Below are 23,100 nucleotides of genomic sequence, written 5' to 3' on the forward strand. Positions count from 1 at the left end.
CCCTTAAATCATTGAGCATTGCGAGCGCCCAGTTAACACCTACAACTATGTAAGAGTATGCTTGCTTGGCAACATCAGGGTATGTGTAAGTTATCCAGATGCCGACGGCCACGAAAAATAAAGCGGGTATAATTTTCATTTATCTTCCTCATTAATATCGAATTGTGTAACGTGTAGCATTGATTTTTGTAAATCAGTTTTAACGACTGCTGGTAAGGCGGATAGTTGGAATCGAGATGCCAGTTCTTTTGGCATTAAAAATATTTTTTGTTTAAACTGATTTTGTAGAGCTTCAATATGTGCCCAACCTTTTTGCTTACTCACTTGTGAGGTGATTAACATCAGTTGGCCAACCGTATTCATTTCATTTAACTTTTTAGACACCCATTCAACTTGCTTAATATCAGTCGCATTAAATATAACTGTCGTAAAGCCAACACCATGGCCTTTAAGTGGGTTCATTACTGAGCCTTGCTTAGCAATCAGTTCGCCACGCGGTGTGCTTATATCTTTTGATGCCGATATTGTTGGATCAATTAACCATTCTTCTGTGCTGGTGGCTCTAGGGAGTGGGGTATAATCTTGTCGTGACCAAAAACTATCTATTGTGCGCTTACGCTGAGCTTTCCAATCATAATTAGCCATGCGCTCTTTCATTTCATCAATAATGCTTTTTTCAATAACTTGGCTAACAGGGCCTGTTACACCATAATTTACGCTTTCGGTTTGATTTTTATATTCCATTTCTAACCAATCAAAGCTAGTCACACCCGAGGCAATGATATATCTATCAAGTTCACGATAAAGAATCGTAGGTACTGAATTTACATCGTACTTTTTAAAGGCAGTTGGGTTAAAGCGAACAATAGGCGGTTCTTCAATGCCTTGAACAATTTCGCGCAGTAACATCATCGTTTCATTAACCATTTTATGTTGTGGGTGTAGCCCATTTACATAGACCTCAGCTCCTTCCTTTTTGGCTAAATAGATAATATTTTTTATTGTTTCTCTGTCCATTGAAAAACTAATAAATATAGCTTTTTCATTGGCTTCATTTTGGCGTGATTTTGGTGTGTCAGCACTTGCATTAAAGTGGCTAGCTTGTTCCTTTGTTAGTCCAGCATGCTCATGTAACGCACGCTCAAGAGAGCTGGTGGATTGCTCACTAAGCATTTGCGCAGACGCTCGGTATTGATCAACTTGCTTGTTCACCGTTTCTTTATCAAATGCATCTAACCAACCCTTTGCCTTCATTTCTTCTGTTCTTGCTTTAACATTATCAACCGCTACTTTCATTTGTTCACGTTGCGCAGGTGTCATCTCTTGCATAGCACTATTACTGCTATCTGGCAGAGCAAAATCACCTTTATTCTGAGCAGCTTGTCTAAATTTTTCCTTCATACTTTCAGGAATTTCAAACGGGGAATTGTTAAGATCAATTGATTTGACTGCATTGGCTGCATCTTGTTTTACCTTTGCTGCATGTTCTTCTGCAGTTTGTGCGTGAGCGCCACATGATAAAACAACGATTAAAGTCATCAATTTAGAAAATCGCATAAGCTGTTCCTTTTATTTGTTCTTTCTTTAGAGGCCCCCAAAAGCGCCCGTCAAAACTGTTAATAGTCTCTCCAATCATGAATACTTCATCATTTTCAAGTTGAATTACTTTTGTATAATCTTCAATTTCGCCAATACTGTTATCAGCTAAATTTAATGCGGTTATGATGTGGCTTAGTGACAGAGGAAACTCTGTTAAATTGTCTACCACAACTTTATTTTCCTCGACTGATACGACGCTATTAGGCAGTGCAGCAACTTTTTTGATCCAACGTAAACCCGTTGGGTAGAATTGATTTTCAACATTCATTTCAAAATAAGCTAAATCGCCTTGTTCAATGTCTGTATCCCACTTATCTATCAGAAAAAAAGACGCATTAAGGCACGCACTGTGCCCTGGTGGGTATGCCAGCGTGTACCGAGAAGAAAAATATAAAAAATAAAATATGAATGAAACTGCAACAAGAATTGCTGGAACATGCTTTTTCATTTAGTTCGCCCTTGATAATTTTCACTATTATCAAGCATGAAAATTGAAAGGTTAAAAAATAGAGAGTACAAATATAGGTGCTGTAAATTTACTGAATGAAATTAAGAGGGCTTGAAATGAAAAAACCCCACCTAATATTGCATTAGATGGGGCTATTATTTTTGGCTTAACTACCAGCTAAATGAACCTTTTGTACGTCCACCAGCATCATCAATTGCTTCATAGTTTACTGTCATGCTTGGGTATTCACTCAATCGTAACTGAGTAGATGCAGCACCACGGCCTACGTATTCGCCATCAAACCACCAGTCGTAACCTATTACATAACCATCACTGTCTTTACAGTTAGCTGTAATTCGGATTGTTCCAGAACGAACAAGTTGATCACTGACACACTCAGGTAATGAATTGGCATTAACTGTATAATTTTCGATAACCTCAGTTACTTGGCCGTATTGACTCGTTGTAACTGCTTTTATCTCATAATTGCCCGGATTTTCAATTTCAAAGCGGAACATTGGACTGCGTGATTGTAGTGTTTCTTGTTCAACCCCATTAACGAACCATTTGTAATCTATTATATAGTCCTTTGGATGGCCTCCTGTCATTTGGGCTCTTGTTACAAGGCCTAATGGAGCGCGACTATATCGGTTCGACGGAAAATAGATAAAAGTACCTTTCGTTTCATCTGGCTCAATTACATCAACAAATTTGCTTAATATCCGACTCATACCACGGCTGTCAGTCACTTTTGCTTTAAGCTCATGCACTCCTGCATCTTTAAGGGTTATCTCACTGTAAATTCTAGTTGGTGTTCTTGCTTCAATGCCATTTCCTTGTATCCATTCATAATCATATGTAATGCCAGGCATAAATTTACGCTGAACCTCGATCATACCCGTGATGGTAGCGGGTGCGACCAAAATATTACTTCTCACAGCAATATTCATTTCAGGAAAAACATATTTCCACGTTTCTAAATTACGTTGTGTTTCTCTAAATGTTTCAGACTTATATCCTTTTATCCATGCCCTTAATTTGAAGTTTAACCGGCCTTGAGCATCTAAGTCGCTCTCTAAAGGTGTGTAGTCAAATATGACTTCATCACTCGTTTCACCATTTGGTTTAGTCCATTGATAAACAATTGGTAAATCAACACCCCCATTTAAATTTAAAACTTGCGCTTCTACTTTAATGGGAACGCCCAACTCAACTAGATGTGTTGCTTTAATTTGAGCCATAACGGTTCTTGGTCCGACAGGCCTCACATAAAAACGAGAAAGCGCCCATGCTTCATCACCCGCGCCAGCTGTTGAAGAATGATATTTAAACCGTCCTAAAATTACTTCTTGCTCGCCGGTTGCTACTAATATTTGTTGTGGTGAGCCATCAACCCACGTAGCACCATTATCACGCGACCATTGAGCTATGCCGTCGTAATCGGTTAACTCTTTTACATAATCAAGCATATTTAATTTCATATCTTGTCCATCATAAACCTGCGTAGGCCCACTGATTACAAGGCTTGCTTTATCATATCCGCTTATTTTGAGTGATTGCGTTGTCGTAGACTCATTTGTGTTTTTGTTCGTAATTTTAGCTTTAATATAGTAATCACCTGCTTCGGCCATAAAAAACGGTATTGCACTTCTGCCACTATATTCAGCCATCGTCTCCCAGTTTTTATTGTCTTTGGATTTAAGCCACACTGCATCATTACCGGCAACCATATCTTCTATCGAATCATAATCATAGCGAACTAATGTTGTAAAAGGCACTTTACCACGCACTTGATTACTCGCCAGCTCACCACTTACACCGGTGCCTAGCACAATACGCATAAATATCGGTGTAGACGTTAATTTTTTTGTGTATTCAGGGTGAGGCGACTTAACTTCCGCTACCGCATAAAAACCGCTACTTTTTCTAAATATATCCTCAATACTTAAATTGAAAATAACCTGTCCATTTGCTGCATTGGTTTTTACATCTGAAATACGTTGTTCTTTACCTTTATTGTCTTTGTATGCAAGGTAAACATCCCACTCACCCATCGATAACACATCATAGTCACTTTGCTTTTCTTGCCAGTTCCATGCACCTATATGAGCCGTTACTTGTACATCATCGGTACTTAAAATAACGTCGTTACTTTCCATAGTTAAATTTAAAGCCACTCTGCGTGAAGGTAAAACAATCACTTCACCGTATGTTCCCGCGTTGTGTTGAGGGGATAAGTTGTATGCAGCCTCTACTTTAAATGGGTATCTATCAAATACGTTACGCTTGTTAGCATCATCATCACGTATCACACCTAATAACTCGTATATGGGCTTATGACTACGTTGAGCCATAAATTCACTATTAGAATATTCACCTCGCGTAACATTTATATTCACTTCACCGGATACATTTTCCAACGTATATCTAGCTAGCACTGGATTTTCAGGAATGATCCCGTAAACGCTATCGTCTAGCTTTATTATTGGTGACATTTCAAACGTCATTGTCTCTGCAGGTTTCATATCGTAAGAAAAGGTTTCATTACTTACTCTAACTTCTTGCCCATCTGGATTAACGACATAGGCGCTGTATTCTATTTCGTTATCAGATAGTTTATTGATAGAGCCAGTTACTTTAAGAGCCCAACCTTGCCAAACTGTACTCATACCATCAGGAAGTGAATCAATTTTAACGTAGCAGCCTTTACGTGCTTCTCGTGAGATCACTCTTGCCAGCTCTTGTGAAGCGACATAGTTACAAAGGTATCTGCTTTGAGATACATACGCAGTACCACGCTGAACATATTGGTATAACTCTGCTGTACCTGTACTAGATTTGATATTGAAAAAAGATGGTGCATAGGTCAACTCTTGGTTAAATACCCCTATATTGCCTGCTGTATCCTTAGCTTTAATGATAAGGGGATATAATTCACCGGGAGTTAAAGTGGCTAAGTCTCCAGCAAAAAATTTAACATTGGTTCGTGGATCAGCGGGGTCATCGACTAAGGTTAAGCTTTCGCCGCCAAATGTTGCTTCAATTATCGTATTTTTACTATCCCAGCCCGGATTTGTAACAGCCCCAAAATCTGTAGCAAAGTAAACGCCTTCTACCATTCTCGCCTTATCACGTAAGTAACTTAGCTGAATCTCTGGAGCGGTTCTCTGTAAAATAAAAGTATCATGAGTGTAGTCTTGTCCATTTGTATATTGATCACGTAAATCAATATCAAATGTAAACGCGCCATCTGGTAACGATTTGAAGTTATAACGATAAACAATGTAATTACCGTAGACATTAATATCATCTGCCAAAATACTATTATCTTCATCTATATTTTTTTTGTCGTGTACAAAGAAAAAATGATTTTTATCTATGAGTACAGATTGTTCAAACGTTATCTTTTCATCAGAATGAACGAGTAAACTTGAATTATTTAGCTTCCACGTTTCATCATCTTTTATCTCTGTGAATGGGCTATACAATATTACTGCAACTTCATCTTCATTTAGTTTTATTTCTGTACCATCAACATCTTCAACTAAAACTGTCCCATCCTTTTTATTGTTTATCATTACCTTCGCTAATTTCGGCGGTGTGTAGTCCCAATCTAGCTTGTGGATGAAACTACCTTCATTTAATGACGTAAAATAAGGAATTATAGAATCAATTAACGTATTTAAAGGGATCATTCCGGTAATGATAGTTTCTTGTTCACCTAAAGGACCAATATCGAGTGCTATACGACATTCATTAATACCAATTGGTACATTACAAGTAAGTCCATTTAGTTTTATTACTTGAACAAAGTCTCTAGGCTCTACTTCGAATTGGATGCTCTTAACTTTTGCGTTGCTATCTCTAAGTAAATGCGTAATACCTTTAGTCTGCCGACCATTGCTATAGCTTAAAGTGGTTTCGAGTAATTTAGGAGTTTCTGGAATGACAACGTTGCTTACAACCGATCCTGAAGACATCACTAAGCTTTGATCGCCATCATGGAAAATTGATAGTCTCCATGAGATTGTGTTAGCGCCAACAAGGTCAGCATACCCTTTGGCTGTAACACTACTACCAACTTTTGATATACCAATCGGTAGTTTTGTCCATTCAAGGTAACACTTAGTTTCGCCAACACTATCAGTTTTATCAAATGCATAATCCATGGCTATACCTTTATCTCCTGTAATAGAGCAGCCTGTAAAGGTATCGAATGAAGCTGTAAACTCAGTAAGTTCAATTTTATGCAAGATTCTTGAGGTATCTATATTTAGTGATGACTTAATCGCTCCCTCTGGACTTTTCGGGTGTATTTCATAAGTATATTCGCCTAAAGTGTATGTATTTGAGCCTGAATAAGCAGTAATTCGAACTTTTAGATTTTCATACGATAGAGAATCCATATATCCACTAAACGAAACTTTCCCGCTTTTCGTTACTTCCTTTTTATTTACAGCATTTATAACGTGTGTCACTAAGCACACCGCTGAATTATAAGGATCGCTTTTTTTCGCAACTTGAACATCATGTGTTAATGATTTACAAAACTGACTCACTTCAGACAAAGACACATCCGAAGTCATCTTTTCGACTATCGCAAATGGTTCAGTCATGACCTCTCGTTTAGTCTCAAGAGTTTTAAAGTCGTATCCAAATACTAAAACGGGCGCGTTAGGGGCCGTTGTGCCAATGAGTAAGCTACCCTGTGTATTAGTTGAAGTATCAGATGGATAAAAATCAAGATTATATTTTCCAGAATTACTCGAAAAGTTGTAACTTCCGGTAATAGTTTTAGTATCACCAGGATTTAAAGTAATACCTTGTATAACTACACTGCCTACAGCATCACTCCTTAATGTAGCAAAAAGAGGATAAGAACCACTAAGCACATTACCATCATTAACCGTTAACTCTTTTGATTGAATAGGTTTACCGCCTGAAGGGCGTAACAGGTTTTGACTAATACTTGGTAAAACAATTGACGAACTACCATCAATGAGTGATACACGTGGAGGATCATAAAAAAAGCTTTCTTCTATAGTGGTAGTATTTTCTTGGACATCAGTAACACTTACCCTAAGTTTATAATTACCCGCTGTATTTTCTGAGGGAAACAGAACTGGATATAGAAGCCCATACTTATCTGAGCCCAATGAAGAGCTTGCGAGATATACGTTTTCATTTGCAGGCCCACCAATAAGTTGTATATCACTAAACTTTATATCTGATTGATTATCGTATGCAGTGATTACAACATTATCAAGGCTTGGAATAGTAGAACTATTATTACTAAAGTTGATTTCAACTATTGGTGAAGTCCTATCTGAACTAAAAGTTACAGCTAGTTCTTTTGATATAGGGCCATGATTTTCTTTTGCGGCAACAACTATATCGTGTGAGCCTTCAGGTAGGTCTTTCAATTCCCACTGGTAAACATAATAGCCCCCATTTGAACTTATTCTTTTTTTAGGTACGTTAAATACAGAACCCGCCTTATCTTCAATCCATACATTACTTAACGTAAGCCTACCAAAATAGCTGCCTTCCCCTTGTTGGTAAATTTCAGCAGTTAGTTTTGTCGAACTTTCATCGTAAGTTGTAGTAATCTCAGGGTAGTACGCATCATTCCATTCTACTTCTGCCCACCTTCTTTGCGCGTAAAGTGTTTTTTCAGCGTTATATATATTTATCTCATTATGAATATATCCTGTCGTTCCTTTTTTTAATTCTAATGGTGCTGTAAATGTAATAATACAAGATGATCCACCTGTGGGAACTGTACATTTGTATCCTTTAAACTCAACAGTTTGTTCAAATGCTCTGGGGGATACATTTACTTTCAATTTAGGAATCGAAATAGGAAGACGATCGTTATATATATAATATTTCCTCCAAGTATCCCAGCCAATATCAGAATAATAGAATTGTGCATCAGCACCAAATTCTGGAGTTTCTGGAACGCCAGGTGCCAATACCAAATCATACTGTATGCTCCCTCCAGCCCATGCCCCGAAATTTACCCATTTAACGTCATTTTGATTAAAGGAATTTATAGGAGATGTGAAAGTAATATATGCATATTTGTCATCGGAATATATAAGACCGGCGCCACCAAAACGGCTAGATATTTTTAGGCCTGCTTCATTAAACGAATACCAATTATTCTTATCAAGTCGGTAAATTATCTTGATTGGATTCGTCTTGACACCCATACCAGCAACATAAGGCACATAACCTGTAGTACCCGGTACTATGCTTGTCTTAGAATCAGGGTCGTAAACTGCGTACGGTTCTGATGGAGCGCCGGCATAGTTATCATAATAAACTGGCTGAGAAACAGTTTTAATATTTCCTGCTAAATCATATATATCAACTTTGACATTAAACAGCTCATCCAAATTAGATACAGGAAAAAGATCGTGATAATTATATTGAATTGTTTTAGTAGTTTTATTATATCCGAGTGTTGCTGATTTATATTCACTGCCATCTTGTCTAAAAGTCCGAATAGCTATTTTTTGAACACCAATATCATCTTCAATATCATCTAAAAAGACATAATGGTCTGAGCTACCTGCGATACCAATTTTCCAAACAGCCGATGTAGTGTCATTTGAATACCCATGAGAATTTGATCTCAATTTAGCGCTACTGGTTGGGCCTACCGTATCTATGATAATTTCTTTACTAAAAGTTTCTACAATTGTGTTTTCTTTAGTTAAAATCTCTTGAACAACCGTATAACGACCATCTGAAGGTGCGGCAAGCATAACGGTATCACCGTAGTAACTTTTGTCACCAACATTAAATCTATCTGATGCACTTATAATTCCAGTCTCTTTCCACGAAACAGTAGAACCAGCACTGTTTACAAGCTTTATTTTTATTTTTCGATCTAAGCCTGCAGAAGAATATACAGCTAGTGTACTCTTAACGCTAAGATACTCAGTAGAACTAGGTGACCCCAAAATGACGTCTGAACCATTCTGCGAATGCTTAAATGAATATTGAACAATATCGGCATTAGCTGATGTTGCAGATATTAATGCACATATACCAAATAGAAACCTACATATAAACTTATTTTCTGATTTCATGATTTTTCCTAAAATCCCCAAATTTACATCATGGTATTTAAATTTAACCAACAGCAGAAATTTTAGAGCACCCCAAAAGGGCATCTCTAAGTTTTGAGTTTTATTCAGTAACAGAGTAAAAAGTTCATATTGATGGGTTTAGTCAGTAGCGCGATTTTTCGAATTTGATATAAATACTTATAAGATAACTAATGTATTTAGGAGTAACCAATGCAAGCAGACCCTTTTGAGAATTCACCAAGGCAGAACTCATTTAACAATAATTATGGTAGACAGCAAAATATTAATAATACCGAACAAGTGCCTGTCGCTGGTTATGCTTCTGAGCAACCTAACAATCCACTACATAGAACAAGGCCGCATTCGCAAGCTCATGGTCATCCTCACAACAATACACAAGGTCAACAAAGTGCAAATATTGAGATGGCGAACAATCAACATTATCAAGGGCAAAATCAAGATAATGACAGTGGAAACGAAAGAGATTACACAATGTTCCCCGTGTACTCTAAACGAGCGGCATTGCAATTTAAGTTAAGTGAAACTAGAAAAAGCCAAGGTAGAAATTTTAGCTTTGATACGATTATGATTGAAGGGGCTGTTCGCATTAACCCAAATGACAATAATGATAAGCGTTACGACTGGAGTAAAAAGCTTAGTGTTCAGATTATGCTTACAGAATTACCTGTAGTCATAGCTGTTTTCTTAGGTATTACAAGTAGTTGCCAGTTTATGAACCACGGTCAAAATAAAGACAAAGGCTTTAATTTCGAGCGTCAAGAAGACGGTTTATTTGCTAGCGTATTCCATAAAGGAGGCTCAATGGCTGTCAAAATGGATTGGCCTACAACCTTAAATATTGGGCATTTTATGCTGGCTCAATATACTTCAAATTTCGCAGGCTTGGGATCGGATATAATTTTGAGAAATATAAATCGTATGTGTCAGGATATGATTGCTTGTAATAAATTCCCTGTTAAAACCCAGCAAAGAAAATAATAATTTCAGTGCCGTAAAAGGAATGACTCTTGCGGCTTTATTCTTCTGTAAAAGGCAGATTTCAGTTTGATTCAATTCAATCATGTATGTTCTCCACAATCACTTATATCAATTTTAAAAAACGGGCAGTTCAACCTTCATCAAGACTCTATACACGGTGGAATTGGCATTTATGGGTTCATAGAGGGCTACCCTGTATGCCCAAACCAAAGTATTGTAGGGCGGGGGGCAGAGTTAGTAATTAAATGGGAAGGTGATTTCATAGACCTAGGAACAAAACCACTGCCGATAAGTTTAAATCCTAATTCGATTTACAGGCAGGGTGCTTCTCGTTCAATTATCCCTGCACTACCAAGTTTAACCAGTATTAAAGTAATTGATTTTACAATCCATGATTTCGCTCTACGAAAAATTGGAATTCGCGACCGAGTAAGACTGCATCGCTTAAGATCAAAACTATCTAAAAATCCTATTCTTGTGAACGTTGCTGCATAAACGCTATTTCGTATTCCTCTAACGACTCTCAACTACTGGCATTAACTTTACAATTAATGCCAACTCAAGCTTTCAAGCTAATTCATGAATTTTAACAGGGCTGGTGGATTGGAGTATTTTTTCTCCCTTAGCTTCAAAGTATTCAATTGCAGAAGCTAATCTTCCTAAATCTATGCTTATATTTTTAATTAATGAGTCTGTAGAGCCGTGTTGTTTTTTTCCGCCACTCAGTAACTCTCCAGCTCCACGTATTTCGAGATCTTTTTCAGAGATATAAAAACCATCACTGCTCTGCGTTAATACATTCAATCTAAATTCAGTGCATTCAGAGGGCTTATTAGGTAAAAATAAGTCAAACTTCCCCCAATTACTTCCGCTTTGCGGTTGTGTGCGTGCTAATCGACCCCGTATTTGATGTAGAGTAGTAAGGCCAAAGCGTTCTGCCCCATAAACTATACAGTGGCGCAAATTAGGAATGGTTAACCCTACTTGTATTTTTGACGTTGAAACCATTATTGGTATGTGTGTCTTAAACTCATTAAGTACAATTTCGCATTCCTCATCATCAAGCGCCGAATGATATACACGCACCAAGCCGGGAAAGTGTGAATTTAGACTGCTCGCTAACGACTCAGCATCAATCATTTTATTGCTATTGCCTTCGCTATCTCGCTTTGGGCAAACAATTAAGACTTTACACCCATAAGATAAAGTTTCATGGATTGAGCGCATAAGTTCAGAGCCTTGCTCTTTATGTACTATTCGAGTGTATATTTCTTTCGGTAAATGCTGCTGCTTGAGATAAAAAACATTGTCACTGCTGTATTTTGTAAGCGCCAGTGTTCTTGGTATCGGTGTAGCTGACGCTTCAAGATAGTGTGTGGACTTTATTTGGCGTCGCTGCTCTACTGATAATTGCTGTTGTTCATCAATTATGAGAAGTTCAACATCATTAAATTCTTTAAAGAGTAGGGCTGTTGTACCAAATATCAAACGCGCTTCATTAGCGTATGAGTTATTACCAGCGCATATTAATGCACTTTGAACTTCAGGTATCATCGCGCAAACTTCTTTTCTCAGTTGTTCACACAATGAAACATTAGGGGCGAGGAATATCACTTTGCTGTTAGTCTGTGAAAGTACAACCTGTCTAGCCAACATTGCCATTATAACCGTTTTACCTGTCCCAACATCTCCTATTAGTAGGCCATCAAGCGCAGTAGGCCCATTACACAAACGCTCTATGATTTGGCTCGCAACGTAGAACTGTTCACCGGTTAGTGTGAACGGTATGTATTTGGTAAGTAATTTATCATCAATTTTGGTGGTAACATGAAGCGGGGTGGTCGGCACGCATTTTCGTTCTTTTAATATAGCTCCGGCCATTAATGCGGTACTTAGTCGCTTCAACATCTCAATTGATTTATAAAATTCATATACTAATTTAGGGTTGTGAGCGTTATATAATAGGTTATCGACTGACATAGTACCGGCAATCCCTAATTCAACTAATACGCTTTCAAAAGATTTGCCAAACAAACGATCTAACTCTAAGTATAATTGGTCTTTGCCTTTTTTAATTTCGCTTTCACCTATATTGCTCTGTAGTGATTTATTTGCGTCTGCCTTTATTAGCTTACCTTTAATTCCATCGTATACAGGTACAATTTTACCGGCCTTTTCATCATCAATAATTGAAGCTTTGTTGATTTGGTACTTACCATTTACAAGCTCGATTACACCCTTGATATGCATTGGTTGATTTTCTTCTTTAACACGGGAGTTTTCATCGCCAAACAAAACAAAAGAAGCAAAATCGTCCGAATCAGTTAAGTGGTAACTAGTGTATGGCACACCTCTTTGTGATGTGTGCTCGCCTTTCTTACTCGCTAACCCATAAGCTATTATTTCATGGCCAATACACGCTTTTAGGTTAGAAAAATTATCAACTACATAGGTGTAATCTTCTACCTTTGTTGGCAAATACAAAGCAGGGCACTTGGAATAAATTTCAAATTTTGTCATCTAAATTCTCCTTCCCATTATTAAACCACAATCCAATAACCTAGCTACCGTTCTGCAAAGCTAACTGGGCTTTACTAAGCCAGTATTTACAAAGCGGGTTACTGTAAAAGCTCGAAATCTTAACGCTCGCACTCTGTTTTCTATTTGCAGCCTTTATTGCTTGATATAAGTTCATGCATAAAATTGACAGCGGTGTATCTTCGTGAAGAACAGGTTTTGAGTAACTACTCTTTTGCATTAATTCAGCAAGCTCACTCTCCAAGTTAAGAAATTCTTGAAATTGGATATTCCCTACAACTAATTGGGTGAGTAAATCTTTTGTCTTTTCCATTCGTTTTTTTGTTGATTGTGAATTAGGTAATTTTACCCTGCATATTTATAGCTTCAAAAATTTAGAGGACACCTATTTGCACTCTCTAACTTTTGCCGGCTTCATAAAGTATGGATAGCATAGTGTTTTTAATGAAGAGGTCTCAATATGAATAAAAAAATCTTCCTCGTAGCCATGTTATCGATATGTGTAGCTGGCTGCGACTCCCCACTTTCTGATGAGAAAGAAGCACCTGGTCTACGCTTTATAAATGTACGCGATAACGACTTTGAAAAACTCAGTGGCCACTGGGTATATAACCCGGCTAAATGTGAGGGAAAAATTAAAATTCATGGACTATTAGAATATAAATTCTCTGAAAACGGGCTGTCTGTAGGTGGTGCTCAAATGCCGCTCACAGGTACTTTAATTTCGAGAAAAATAAGCGCTGAAGTTCAAGACTTATTTTCAAATATGAAAACGTGTTCCGGTAACCCAGTAATATTGGCAAGTGAAGCAAGACATCTGCAATTTGAAAGCAGAAGCTATGATCTTGCTTTTGTTGTAAGTGGGGAAGATGTTTGGGCTATTGAGGACAATGGTAAGCCATACTTACTTGAACGATTTAGCGACGTAGATTTTAAAGGCTCAGAGATTATTGAGCCAACACAAAAAGAGTTGAGCAACATATGAAAGCTTATATAGATAGCGCTTTGAACACTATAAACACACCTTTATATAGGAATTTATGCCTTCAGATTATCAAAAATCCAACAGGTTCAACAAAAGAAGTGAGTGCAATAAAGAAGATGCTGCTTAATAGCTATTATTCTTCAGCCATGCGGCCTTTTGAAAATATAGAACTCACTGAGGCAGATTATGGTGTCAGCATTTTATTATGGTTGGCATTTTCTGATCACCCAAACAAAGTAATGCAACGGGAACAGTGCTTATGGTTACAATTTGCCGAGGATGATTTAATTACTTTGACAGTAAAAATGGTTAACTCATTGAGTAAGCAATCTTCAGCCTTAGAATATACGGGTATTTGGAAGTCTTTTATAAAAGATTTAGATAAAACTACTAAGCTAGCTACTAATAAACAGCCAGCCTAATGCAGTGCTTAATTTAATTTCTATTTTTTAAAACAGTTAGGACCAGAACTGCAGTTACTTGATATAGGGTTAATACCATAAGATGCGGTGACACCACTTCTAGTAGGGTAGTCAATTCATAAGAGGTAATACTTTCCCACCTAACTGGCAACATAAGGGAAGTTACAACGAGCAATGTGAAGGTGATACAAAGGCCCTTTAGCGCTATCTTTATATCTTGCCATGAGGGAATCATGCTTTGCATAACAACCACAGTAGTTAAGCCAATACCTAGATAACTTAGCGCATTTGTATCAATGTTTTTTTCTTGGTTATATAAAATGAAAAGTATAGCAAAACCAAGAAGCAGGGGGGCGATGCCTACCAACATATTGGTAAGAGCGCCCACAAGTCCTCTGTGTGGTATGAATTGAACAAACCCCATTTTATTCTTATCTTTGAAGTTTGGTAAAAATTGCGTCTTTGTGACTTTTAAAAGTAGGATTTTTGCAAAAATGTAATGCGCAGCTTCGTGCAAAGGTACGCCAAGTGTAAATATAAGCTTGAGTAACCATGAAGATGAAGTAGACCTAATTTTTAATCTTAGAATAAAGTTAACCAAAACAAGAGTTACAAATAGGGTGATAGGGCTCAAATATCACCTATGGTGTTCAAAACTCTTCGTTTAAGCACGTCATCTTCACAGAATGCCAATATAAAAAATGCCCCAAAAAAATCCAAGATTTTTTCATAATCACTAATAGGCATTTCTCCACTTTCTATAAATTCAATCGCTGTTGTGGCAAGCGAAAGTCTTTCATTGAAAGAGTCTGCATAAATAGAGAGGCGTCCATTTAAGTATGGATCTATATAGTTACTGTCTATCCCCATGTTTTTGCTAAATATTGCTGTCAGCAAGGTTATCATCCAATCTGAATCGTATTCCAACCATGCTTCTATTTCTAATTCAGTTAGTTTTTCTATATCATTTTGTGCGGCAGGTAAAGTAGCGGTATTTTCGATTTTTAAGGCATCTATTAAAATAAATGAAAACTTTTCTAAAATCTTTTCTCTAATAGTAACTCCAACATAAATGCCTTGGTTTGTAAGCTCTATTGATTTAATAGGTGTGCTCTCAAGCCATGCTTCTATCCACTGCTGGTGGGGAGCATCTTGCTTATCAAAATCGAATTGCTTTAAAGTGTCAGTATACGCGATGTAGAGACTTGAACTATGAGGTTGTTTTAGTTCTTTTAATAAACAGGTAAATTTTTTTGTAAGCATGCTCAGATAATTTCCATATTTTATTTTGGTTTTTAGGCTCAAAAATCCTTTTACAAGCACTTGTAATTGTAATGCATAATTCTACGTATAGGTCTAAATCTAAATCTTTTTCCGAAAAAATTAAGCTCAACAAGCTATTGTATTTGTTGATAAATAAAACAATTAATTGCATGAATTATTTTTGAATTTTCTATATTTTATTTTAATTTTAATGCCATATATGGCATATATATTCATTTATTATAACTCAACTTTTTTGGTTTCAGTAATAGATATTACCAAATAAGCTCATTTAGACGGACACTTTGTGTGTTATGGGTAAGTTTATTAGTAATAGAATATCTGTAATTGGGTGAATTTGAGGCTGGAAATGTAATGGTTAAAAATAAAGTTCTTTAAAAACAATGCCTTATGTCCAATACTAGGCAGTATCGGACATAAGATGTTGATTTTGAAGTGTTTTTTAACCCCTTGCCGTCTTAATAGCCTCGTGACGTAAGGCTAAAATAGAACGTAAAATATCAACGTCGTTTAAAACATCTAATATGTCGCGATTTGAACTTTCTTTAATTTGTTCCTTAAGCCAATAGCTTGCTGCAGGATCACTCATAATTTGACTCTCAATAAATTCTACATCGTCTAAATTAGTTGTTATGTTCATCATTACCATAGTCCTTATTTACCAAATATTTAGTTAATTCATGAAGCTCTTTAAAAAAATTACTCTTATCCAAACCATCAAATTTAACAACATGACGACCGTTTATAATGATGCGTGGAACTGTACTCAGCATACCTCTCGATGACATCAACCTTTGATTTCCAAGAGTGAATTTAGCCACTTCGTTTGTTTTCGGGTTGTTATATAGCGCCCAAATATCTGCTTCATACTTTTCATCCACAACCTTGATTAACTTCTCCACTAACGATGGTGTAATTGTCACTTTCTCTTTGTGTATGGCCACAAATATCAAATCGACTAAAGAATTACCAATCTCTGGATAAAGCTCATCACTAACTGCCATGACTTTAGATAAAGCTAAAAAACCATCAGGACTGGTTTTTGATATAATATCGACACTCACCCTTCTCTTAATTACACCCTTTGGTACAGAACGGTAAATCTCATCTTGAAACGTGTTCAAATTTTCACAAGCCGGGCAAAAGAAACTCAGATATTCAATAAATGTAGGCTTACCTGTTAATTTTGATGATGCATATGTATCGTAGTGCAGCCCTTCTTTGAAATCTGTCGCATTGGCTGGGTTCGCTGTCATTGCAGTTAATAATAAAACCCCTGCCGTTATGATCACTTTAAACATCATTTCTCCTCGTTATAGTTTATGTCTATGAAGTCAATTATCCGTGTTCAGTTAGCTAATCTCAAAAGATAGAGATACCCAAAATCCCCTTTCTAAATAATTTTATTCCAAGTGATAGCCTAAAAATCGAATATTGATATTGTTCATATAAATTAAGGGGGAATTTATGCATAAAATATATTTCGATGGGGCATGTAATCCTAATCCTGGTCCAACCGGATGTGGTGCAGTTATATTTGATGGGCAAAACAATGTGGTCGCCGAGGTTTCAATATTTAATGGGCACGGTACTAACAACCAAGCGGAATACAGTGCGCTTATATATGCTTTAGAGAAAGCAATTGAGCTTGGCATTCGTAAAGCCACAGTCTATGGCGATTCAAAGTTAGTGATTAATCAGCTAAATGGAGTATGGAATTGTAATGACACTGCCCTACGCGTCCTAAATAAGCGGGCTATGAAGCTATGTTATGAGTTAGAGTTTATTGAATTATGTTGGATCAAGAGAATTAACAATAGTCATGCCGACAAGCTTAGTCAGGATGCATTAGAGGGAACTGGCCTTGCAGATAATCAAGTTAATACTAAAAGAGAGCAGCTTGATAGTGTTATTGATAGCAACAAAGGCAATAATAACCCGTCCAACGTCGTAGATATAAATGAGCAGCGATTAAATGAAATAACTGCGGTTCATTACTACAAGGGAGTTGGATTTAGCGTTATACAACACTCTAAATTATATGCTATCAATTTAAATCCCCTTTCGTGTTCATGCGCGAATTTAAAATGTGAACATATAAATGCCGCTATTGCATATTCCCAAACACAACAAATTCATAAAAGTGTATAAACCCATTCGGTAGCGTGAATTTTCGTTCTTTGTATTGTGTTCTTATTGAAACAAATCAAAGGCACAAAAAATGGGTATAGCTAAACTTATTGAAGAAGTAAGAGAATTTGGTGATTTTGAATTTTATCCAACATTAGATTCAGATATTGCATTAATAAAAAAACACATCGACTTGTTAGGCTACGACAAGCCCTATTCTGTGCTAGATATTGGTGTTGGTGATGGTCGTGTGCTTAATGCAATCGCACATGAATACGGTGAAAAGTATGCAATTGAAAAATCATTGCCTCTAATTCGAGCTTTACCCGCTGATATTATGATTGTTGGCACTGATTTCATGGCTCAGACGCTTATAGATATTGAAACATCTGTTATATTTTGCAACCCACCATTTACCCAGTATTCTGAGTTTGCCTCAAAAATTATTGCGGAATCTCTAGCACCGGACGTATATTTAATTTTGCCTACACGCTGGAGTAATAACCAAGCTATAAAAGACGCATTAGCTCGCCGTAAAGCAACTTTCACTGTAATTGGCAACTCTGACTATCGTTCTGCAGATCGGCCAGCACGATGCGCCGTAGACGTTATCCATATAAGCTTATCTAAATCTGCTTCGAGAAGATGGGATAGAGCCACCGTTGATGTAGACCCTTTTGCAGCGTGGTTTTCTGATAACTTCGATATAGATGCACAAGGTAGTGCTGCAAGAAAAGCAGACTCACTCCATCAGAAAGTGCAACCTGATAAATTTGAAATAATAGCTGGTGGCGACCTAATAAGCACTTTGGTAAGCCACTATGATGCCAGTTTAGAAAAGCTTATTAACACTTATAAAGGCTTAGAACATGTAGATGGAAGCATTTTAGATGAGCTTAACGTTTCGATCGACTCTATTTATGCTGCTATTAAACTTCGTATTAAATCTTTAAAAAACAAATACTGGAAAGAGCTATTTAATCGCTTTACTCCAATAACTGATAAGTTATGTACAAGCACTCGAGAAGAGATGCTGTAGTGGTACAGTGATTTTGGCCACCCATTAAGAAAGAAATGTTATGCTAATAAGCATACAAATTTGGGTGAAAAAATGACGAAATTAAAACGCGCAACGTATTCTGCGGCAATCAAATTAGAAACAGCTCAGCTTGTAGTTGACCAAAGTTATACTCAAGAAGAAGCAGCCAAAGCGATGGGGGTGGGTAAATCAACCGTCAGTAAGTGGGTTACTCAATTAAAGCAAGAGCGGAGTGGCCAGACACCATCTGCTTCACCAATGACGCCCGAACAAATTGAAATCCGCGAACTTAAAAAGCAAATCCAACGCATTAAATTAGAAAAGGATATATTAAAAAAGGCTACCGCTCTCTTGATGTCCGACTCCCTGAACAATTCTCGTTAATTGAGAAACTAAATCAACGAGAGCGTTACCCAATTAGCGTGCTGTGTAACGTATTCAATGTGCATCGTAGCAGCTATAAATATTGGGCTATACGGGATACAACGCCGACGCCAGAGCAAATAAGGCTAGAAGCTGAAGTTAAAGCCATACATGCAATGAGCGGCGGCTCAGCTGGGGCGCGGACAATCGCGGCAATAGCAACGAACAATGATTTTGAATTGAGTCGTTATCGTGCTGCTAAGCTAATGGTTAAATTAAAGCTTGAAAGCTGCCAAGTACCTCAACATTCATATAAACGCGGTGGTAATGAGCACCTTGAAATTCCAAATCTGCTTGATAGACAATTTGATGTTGTTGAGCCAGATACCGTGTGGTGCGGTGATGTGACGTATATTTGGACAGGCAATCGCTGGGCCTATTTAGCGGTCGTTGTTGATTTGTTTGCACGTAAAGTCGTTGGTTGGGCAATGTCGTTGTCGCCAGATACTAACTTAACGCTAAAAGCGCTTGAACTCGCGTATGAAAGCAGAGGTAAGCCAAGTGGACTGATGTTTCATTCAGACCAAGGTAGTCATTATACAAGTTTAAAATATCGTCAACGTTTATGGCGCTATAAAATTACACAAAGTATGAGCAGGCGCGGAAATTGTTGGGATAATGCGCCAATGGAGCGATTTTTTAGAAGCTTTAAAACGGAGTGGATGCCAAAGGTTGGATACGAAAACTTTAAAGATGCTAAATATAGTGTGAGTGATTATATCAACGGGTATTACAACAACGTTAGGCCACATCATTATAATGCCGGTTTAGCGCCAAATGAATCTGAGGTTAGATACCAAGATTCTAAAGCTGTGGCCAAATTTTATTGACCACTACAAGTATTAGCTATTTGATGTTTTGAGGTGTTTACCAAAGTAACCGATACATATCTTATTTTCTTCATAATCAGGCAATATATGCATTCTCTTCCCCCCACTAAAGTTTTTTATGTGTATTTCGAAAGCCTTTGCTCCTAATGTCGGGTGTTTGAAAGTTCTTAACCTTACTAATGTTCTATTGGCCATAGTGCTTTCACTTTCACCAGATATATCTAATCCTGAATTGACTATTAATGCCTCTAAGCTTTCTGAATCAGAAATAGCTTTGTCAAGCTTACAGAACACACCGGTTACTTTTTTGAAGTCTAGAGGTTGAATAGACTTCAATGACTTAAGTACTGTGTCGGTAAAAAGCAAATTTTTAAAGTCTGGATTATCCTTGCTCTTAAGATCATCTAAATATTTTTTATTTTGTAACCTCTTAGACTTAAAATCATCTATCAAGGGCTTTAAATGCTCTAATTTTGATATATTTGGAACATCTAGTAACTCCGTATTTTCTTCACTATTTTCACTCCATAGCTTTACAATAGATATGAGTTGCTGTCGCCAAATGTTGTTTGAATTAAAGCTAATACCATGAGAATCATTTAATGACGCAAAGGCTAACCCTAGAACCTCTTGATTTTGATCTTGTTCTAACACAAAAAGAATATTTTCAACATTCTCTTGTTGTTTATTATCGTTCATATTTAATAACGGGCATTTCACGCTACTAAGTACACTTTTAACTTGTCGCTGTCGCTCTTTATCTTCAATTCTGTTTAGCCAATGACCAAAAGCAAAACCCTCAGCGTAATTTAAATGCGTCCAAGCGCCCTCCGTATCATCAACCCTCGTAAAGTGAATGTCATTTAACATAGCGTTATGGAGTAAATCAAAAAAACATTCAATGTGTTTCTCGCAATCATCAGCCGACTTAAACGGCAACGACGCTTCATTCAAGACTATTGAGTCAAACATTATTTATTTCCCCTCAAGGAGGGTATTCAAACTCTTGTCCCATTCATCAAAAAAACCATTAGGCCAGCGATCTATTCTTCCATCACTATCAATTTCAATTTTTTCAACATCAACCTCATGTTCTTCCGAATTAATATCTCTAGATAGAAAATAAACAATGACATTATCTTGAGAGATTTTATTATTTTTGACAGCGCCTCGTACTCCATTCAATATGTGATCACTGTGAGTTTCAACTAATATTTGAACGCCATTTTGAGAAGCTATGGCCATCATTTGAGCGATAACTGACTGCCCTGATGGATGCAAATGTGATTCTGGGTTTTCTATTAACAATAAATCACCGGGCTTTGCACTCAATAATGATGTCACGACAGGCAGAACATAAGTTAAGCCAAACCCCGTATTTTCAGGCCTGAACTTATTTGTTAATTCTGAAGCTGAAGCAAATTGATAATGTAGGCTTGCTTGATTGATTTCTGGGATTAGCCTAGTAATTACTTTTGTGCCCGGTGTTATCTCGGACATCCATGCGTTTAGATTATCTATTAAAGTTTTTGTTGCAGAATTCACGTGCAACATATCTGAAATCACTATGTTTTCATCACCATGCTGTGATAAAAAGTGTGCTGTATACTCACCTTTAGCCCCTAAAGTTCTTCTTTGATTTACGGCATACTCTGAAACATCGTAAACACTTTTGGGACTAATTCTTTCAGCTGATAAATATTGGAAATTCGCTACAAAAAGTGATTCCTTAAAAGCATCTTTATCAACAATAGATGAAGAATTTAAGGGCTGCATATCTGAGTTTTCATCGTAATCAAAGTTTAGTATTAGTTGCGTATCATCCCAACATGTTTCAATTTTTATTCGTTCATTTTCTGCATATGCGTATAATAAATCTTTACCATTGCCTAAATTAACAAACTCTCCAGAGAGCGATAACCCTATAGATGGAAGTATATGTTTATCAAATGATTGCCTCAATAACAATAACGACTGTAAAGCCGAAGATTTACCCATACCATTAAAGCCGGAAAACAATGTTAAATTAGCTAACTCAAAATCTTCATCTTTGATAGATTTAAAGTTCTCTAAGCTCAGTAGGTTTAACATCTTAGTATTCCTCGAATCAAATTATCTAAAGTCTTACGAACTTCCTCAAACCTAGTTTGTACATTATCCGTGTTAGCTGTAGATTTACTAATTGATAACTCAAATTCTTTATCTTTTAATAGTGATGTAAACTCAGAAACAACCTCCAAGCGATGACTAACTAAGAGTTGTCGCTCATCATCTGAAATTTTTGATAAACAAACTGATATCGATTCAAAAAGTGGCTTATTAACAACTTTTTTATGATCTGGAACTGCGAGACTTTTCTTGAAAGCATCTTTACCAAAGATCTTATAAGCTACATCCATCGATTCAATAAAATTATGTTTTAATTTGATAAGTTCATGATCATCAACTTGACCTAGTTTTACCATTCCTTGGTTGAGAAACTTAGGAAGTGAGGACTTATAGCTTTCAGTACCATACAAACTAAAAGTAACGTGTCTAAGAGCAAGTTCTTCATGAGCCATACGGTAGTTTTTATTAACGACAACAGACTTAAACTCTTTGGATTCAATTAAACCTTTTAAAAATGATGATGCAGCCCCTCTATTTATAGACTGACTCATAGCATGCCTTATTTCTTGAGGGTTTAGCTTTAAGCCTCCCGTATTTATTCTATTAAATAACGAATACTTCATCAGAAATGGAGTACCCGGCTTTATCAAATAAACAGAAGTCTGAAACTCATCTATTCTTCTTTGTAAAGGTCTTGGTAATTCATTGTAAGAACACCCTTCATACTCATGAAGAAATTCCAACTTAGTTAAATTCAAACTTTTTTTCACTACAAAGTTATTGATAGCAGATAAGCGCTGAAGGCCATCAACAACCTGCCATTTATCGTCAGCTAATGCATCAAAATAAAATGCGGGTATTGGTAATCGTATTAAAATTGATTCGATTAGTCTACTTTGTAACTGCTTACTCCATAAATCACCAGAACGCTGAAAATCGGGCATCAAGTTTATTTCGTCATACTCAAGCCTAGAGATAAGAGTTCCTAAATTTGGAGTCGAAATACTCACATCAACTTTTTTAGGATCAAATGGTTCTAACGATTCATCCGATTCTTCACTTTCACCTAGATCTTCATCTTCAAATTCATCGTCAGTTTTTGTTTTATAGTCGTTATCCATTTAGCAACTCTTTAATATTGTTTGATTACTGTTAACCGTAAGATTATTACACCATACCGTAAGAAGGTCTACA

At 36.8% G+C, this 23,100-nt stretch carries 19 protein-coding genes; 7 read left to right on the forward strand and 12 right to left on the reverse strand.

Translation table 11 applies throughout. The features are described from left to right. Positions 1-135: 135 nt before the first annotated feature. The 3 genes from QL995_RS17490 to QL995_RS17500 form a co-directional block, all read right to left on the reverse strand. The gene (locus QL995_RS17490) at positions 136-1,557 is read right to left on the reverse strand and encodes a TrbC family F-type conjugative pilus assembly protein (protein WP_024597521.1); all 1,422 of its coding nucleotides are present in this window, start codon (positions 1,555-1,557) and stop codon (positions 136-138) included. Beyond that, a complete protein-coding gene (locus tag QL995_RS17495) occupies positions 1,544-2,047 on the reverse strand; it encodes a S26 family signal peptidase (RefSeq protein WP_024597522.1) in 504 nt (167 codons plus the stop codon). The genes QL995_RS17490 and QL995_RS17495 overlap by 14 nt, the downstream gene beginning before the upstream one ends. Before the next feature lie 170 nt (positions 2,048-2,217). Beyond that, entirely contained in the window at positions 2,218-9,147 is a 6,930-nt protein-coding gene (locus tag QL995_RS17500; RefSeq protein ID WP_290294717.1) for an Ig-like domain-containing protein, read from the reverse strand. 210 nt (positions 9,148-9,357) lie between these two features. Between QL995_RS17500 and QL995_RS17505 the strand changes: the two genes are divergently transcribed. Next, on the forward strand, positions 9,358-10,146 hold the full coding sequence (locus tag QL995_RS17505) for a hypothetical protein (protein WP_290294718.1): 789 nt from the start codon (positions 9,358-9,360) through the stop codon (positions 10,144-10,146). Positions 10,147-10,212: 66 nt separating this feature from the next. After that, positions 10,213-10,641: a hypothetical protein gene (locus QL995_RS17510; RefSeq protein ID WP_290294719.1), complete on the forward strand. Its 429-nt coding sequence runs from the start codon at positions 10,213-10,215 to the stop codon at positions 10,639-10,641. A gap of 72 nt (positions 10,642-10,713) precedes the next feature. On the opposite strand, the gene QL995_RS17515 is transcribed toward QL995_RS17510, so the two are convergent. After that, the gene (locus tag QL995_RS17515) at positions 10,714-12,666 is read right to left on the reverse strand and encodes a helicase-related protein (RefSeq protein ID WP_290294720.1); all 1,953 of its coding nucleotides are present in this window, start codon (positions 12,664-12,666) and stop codon (positions 10,714-10,716) included. A 40-nt stretch (positions 12,667-12,706) separates the two neighbouring features. Further along, positions 12,707-12,997 (reverse strand): hypothetical protein, encoded by a 291-nt coding sequence (locus QL995_RS17520; protein ID WP_290294721.1) that lies wholly within the window; start codon positions 12,995-12,997, stop codon positions 12,707-12,709. 147 nt (positions 12,998-13,144) lie between these two features. On the opposite strand from QL995_RS17520, the gene QL995_RS17525 reads away from it, so the two are divergent. Further along, positions 13,145-13,669: a hypothetical protein gene (locus QL995_RS17525; RefSeq protein ID WP_290294722.1), complete on the forward strand. Its 525-nt coding sequence runs from the start codon at positions 13,145-13,147 to the stop codon at positions 13,667-13,669. Beyond that, positions 13,666-14,091 (forward strand): hypothetical protein, encoded by a 426-nt coding sequence (locus QL995_RS17530; protein WP_024597529.1) that lies wholly within the window; start codon positions 13,666-13,668, stop codon positions 14,089-14,091. The genes QL995_RS17525 and QL995_RS17530 overlap by 4 nt, the downstream gene beginning before the upstream one ends. A 13-nt stretch (positions 14,092-14,104) precedes the next feature. Here QL995_RS17530 and QL995_RS17535 read toward each other — a convergent pair whose 3' ends face one another. The 4 genes from QL995_RS17535 to QL995_RS17550 all read right to left on the reverse strand — a co-directional run bounded on the left by QL995_RS17535 (position 14,105) and on the right by QL995_RS17550 (position 16,676). After that, the gene (locus tag QL995_RS17535; protein ID WP_139015560.1) at positions 14,105-14,608 is read right to left on the reverse strand and encodes a hypothetical protein; all 504 of its coding nucleotides are present in this window, start codon (positions 14,606-14,608) and stop codon (positions 14,105-14,107) included. Between the two features lie 113 nt (positions 14,609-14,721). After that, entirely contained in the window at positions 14,722-15,354 is a 633-nt protein-coding gene (locus QL995_RS17540; RefSeq protein ID WP_024597531.1) for a hypothetical protein, read from the reverse strand. Positions 15,355-15,817: 463 nt separating this feature from the next. Next, complete coding sequence (locus QL995_RS17545) at positions 15,818-16,018, reverse strand: hypothetical protein (protein ID WP_290294723.1); 201 nt, start codon at positions 16,016-16,018, stop codon at positions 15,818-15,820. Beyond that, positions 15,999-16,676 carry a hypothetical protein gene (locus QL995_RS17550; RefSeq protein WP_290294724.1) on the reverse strand — a complete coding sequence of 226 codons (678 nt, stop codon included), beginning with the start codon at positions 16,674-16,676 and terminating at the stop codon, positions 15,999-16,001. The genes QL995_RS17545 and QL995_RS17550 overlap by 20 nt, the downstream gene beginning before the upstream one ends. Positions 16,677-16,842: 166 nt before the next feature. On the opposite strand from QL995_RS17550, the gene QL995_RS17555 reads away from it, so the two are divergent. From QL995_RS17555 to QL995_RS17565, 3 genes are all read left to right on the forward strand, one after another. Continuing rightward, complete coding sequence (locus QL995_RS17555) at positions 16,843-17,526, forward strand: ribonuclease HI family protein (protein WP_290294725.1); 684 nt, start codon at positions 16,843-16,845, stop codon at positions 17,524-17,526. Positions 17,527-17,596: 70 nt separating this feature from the next. Next, complete coding sequence (locus QL995_RS17560; protein ID WP_290294726.1) at positions 17,597-18,544, forward strand: hypothetical protein; 948 nt, start codon at positions 17,597-17,599, stop codon at positions 18,542-18,544. A gap of 72 nt (positions 18,545-18,616) precedes the next feature. Next, a protein-coding gene (locus QL995_RS17565; protein ID WP_086007400.1) for an IS3 family transposase occupies positions 18,617-19,797 on the forward strand; the annotation gives its coding sequence in 2 pieces (ribosomal slippage) (positions 18,617-18,875 and positions 18,875-19,797; 1,182 coding nt in all). A 12-nt stretch (positions 19,798-19,809) separates the two neighbouring features. Here QL995_RS17565 and QL995_RS17570 read toward each other — a convergent pair. Genes QL995_RS17570 through QL995_RS17580 form a run of 3 tightly spaced genes read right to left on the reverse strand, consistent with a single transcriptional unit; the run spans position 19,810 to position 23,027 of the window. Further along, positions 19,810-20,769 (reverse strand): hypothetical protein, encoded by a 960-nt coding sequence (locus QL995_RS17570; protein ID WP_290294727.1) that lies wholly within the window; start codon positions 20,767-20,769, stop codon positions 19,810-19,812. A gap of 3 nt (positions 20,770-20,772) precedes the next feature. Further along, entirely contained in the window at positions 20,773-21,888 is a 1,116-nt protein-coding gene (locus QL995_RS17575; protein ID WP_290294728.1) for a DUF3696 domain-containing protein, read from the reverse strand. Next, on the reverse strand, positions 21,882-23,027 hold the full coding sequence (locus tag QL995_RS17580; RefSeq protein ID WP_290294729.1) for a DUF262 domain-containing protein: 1,146 nt from the start codon (positions 23,025-23,027) through the stop codon (positions 21,882-21,884). Before QL995_RS17580 ends, QL995_RS17575 begins: the two co-directional genes overlap by 7 nt. Positions 23,028-23,100: the final 73 nt, after the last annotated feature.

This window comes from Pseudoalteromonas sp. APC 3358, assembly GCF_030408075.1.
Classification (GTDB): Bacteria; Pseudomonadota; Gammaproteobacteria; order Enterobacterales; family Alteromonadaceae; genus Pseudoalteromonas; species Pseudoalteromonas arctica.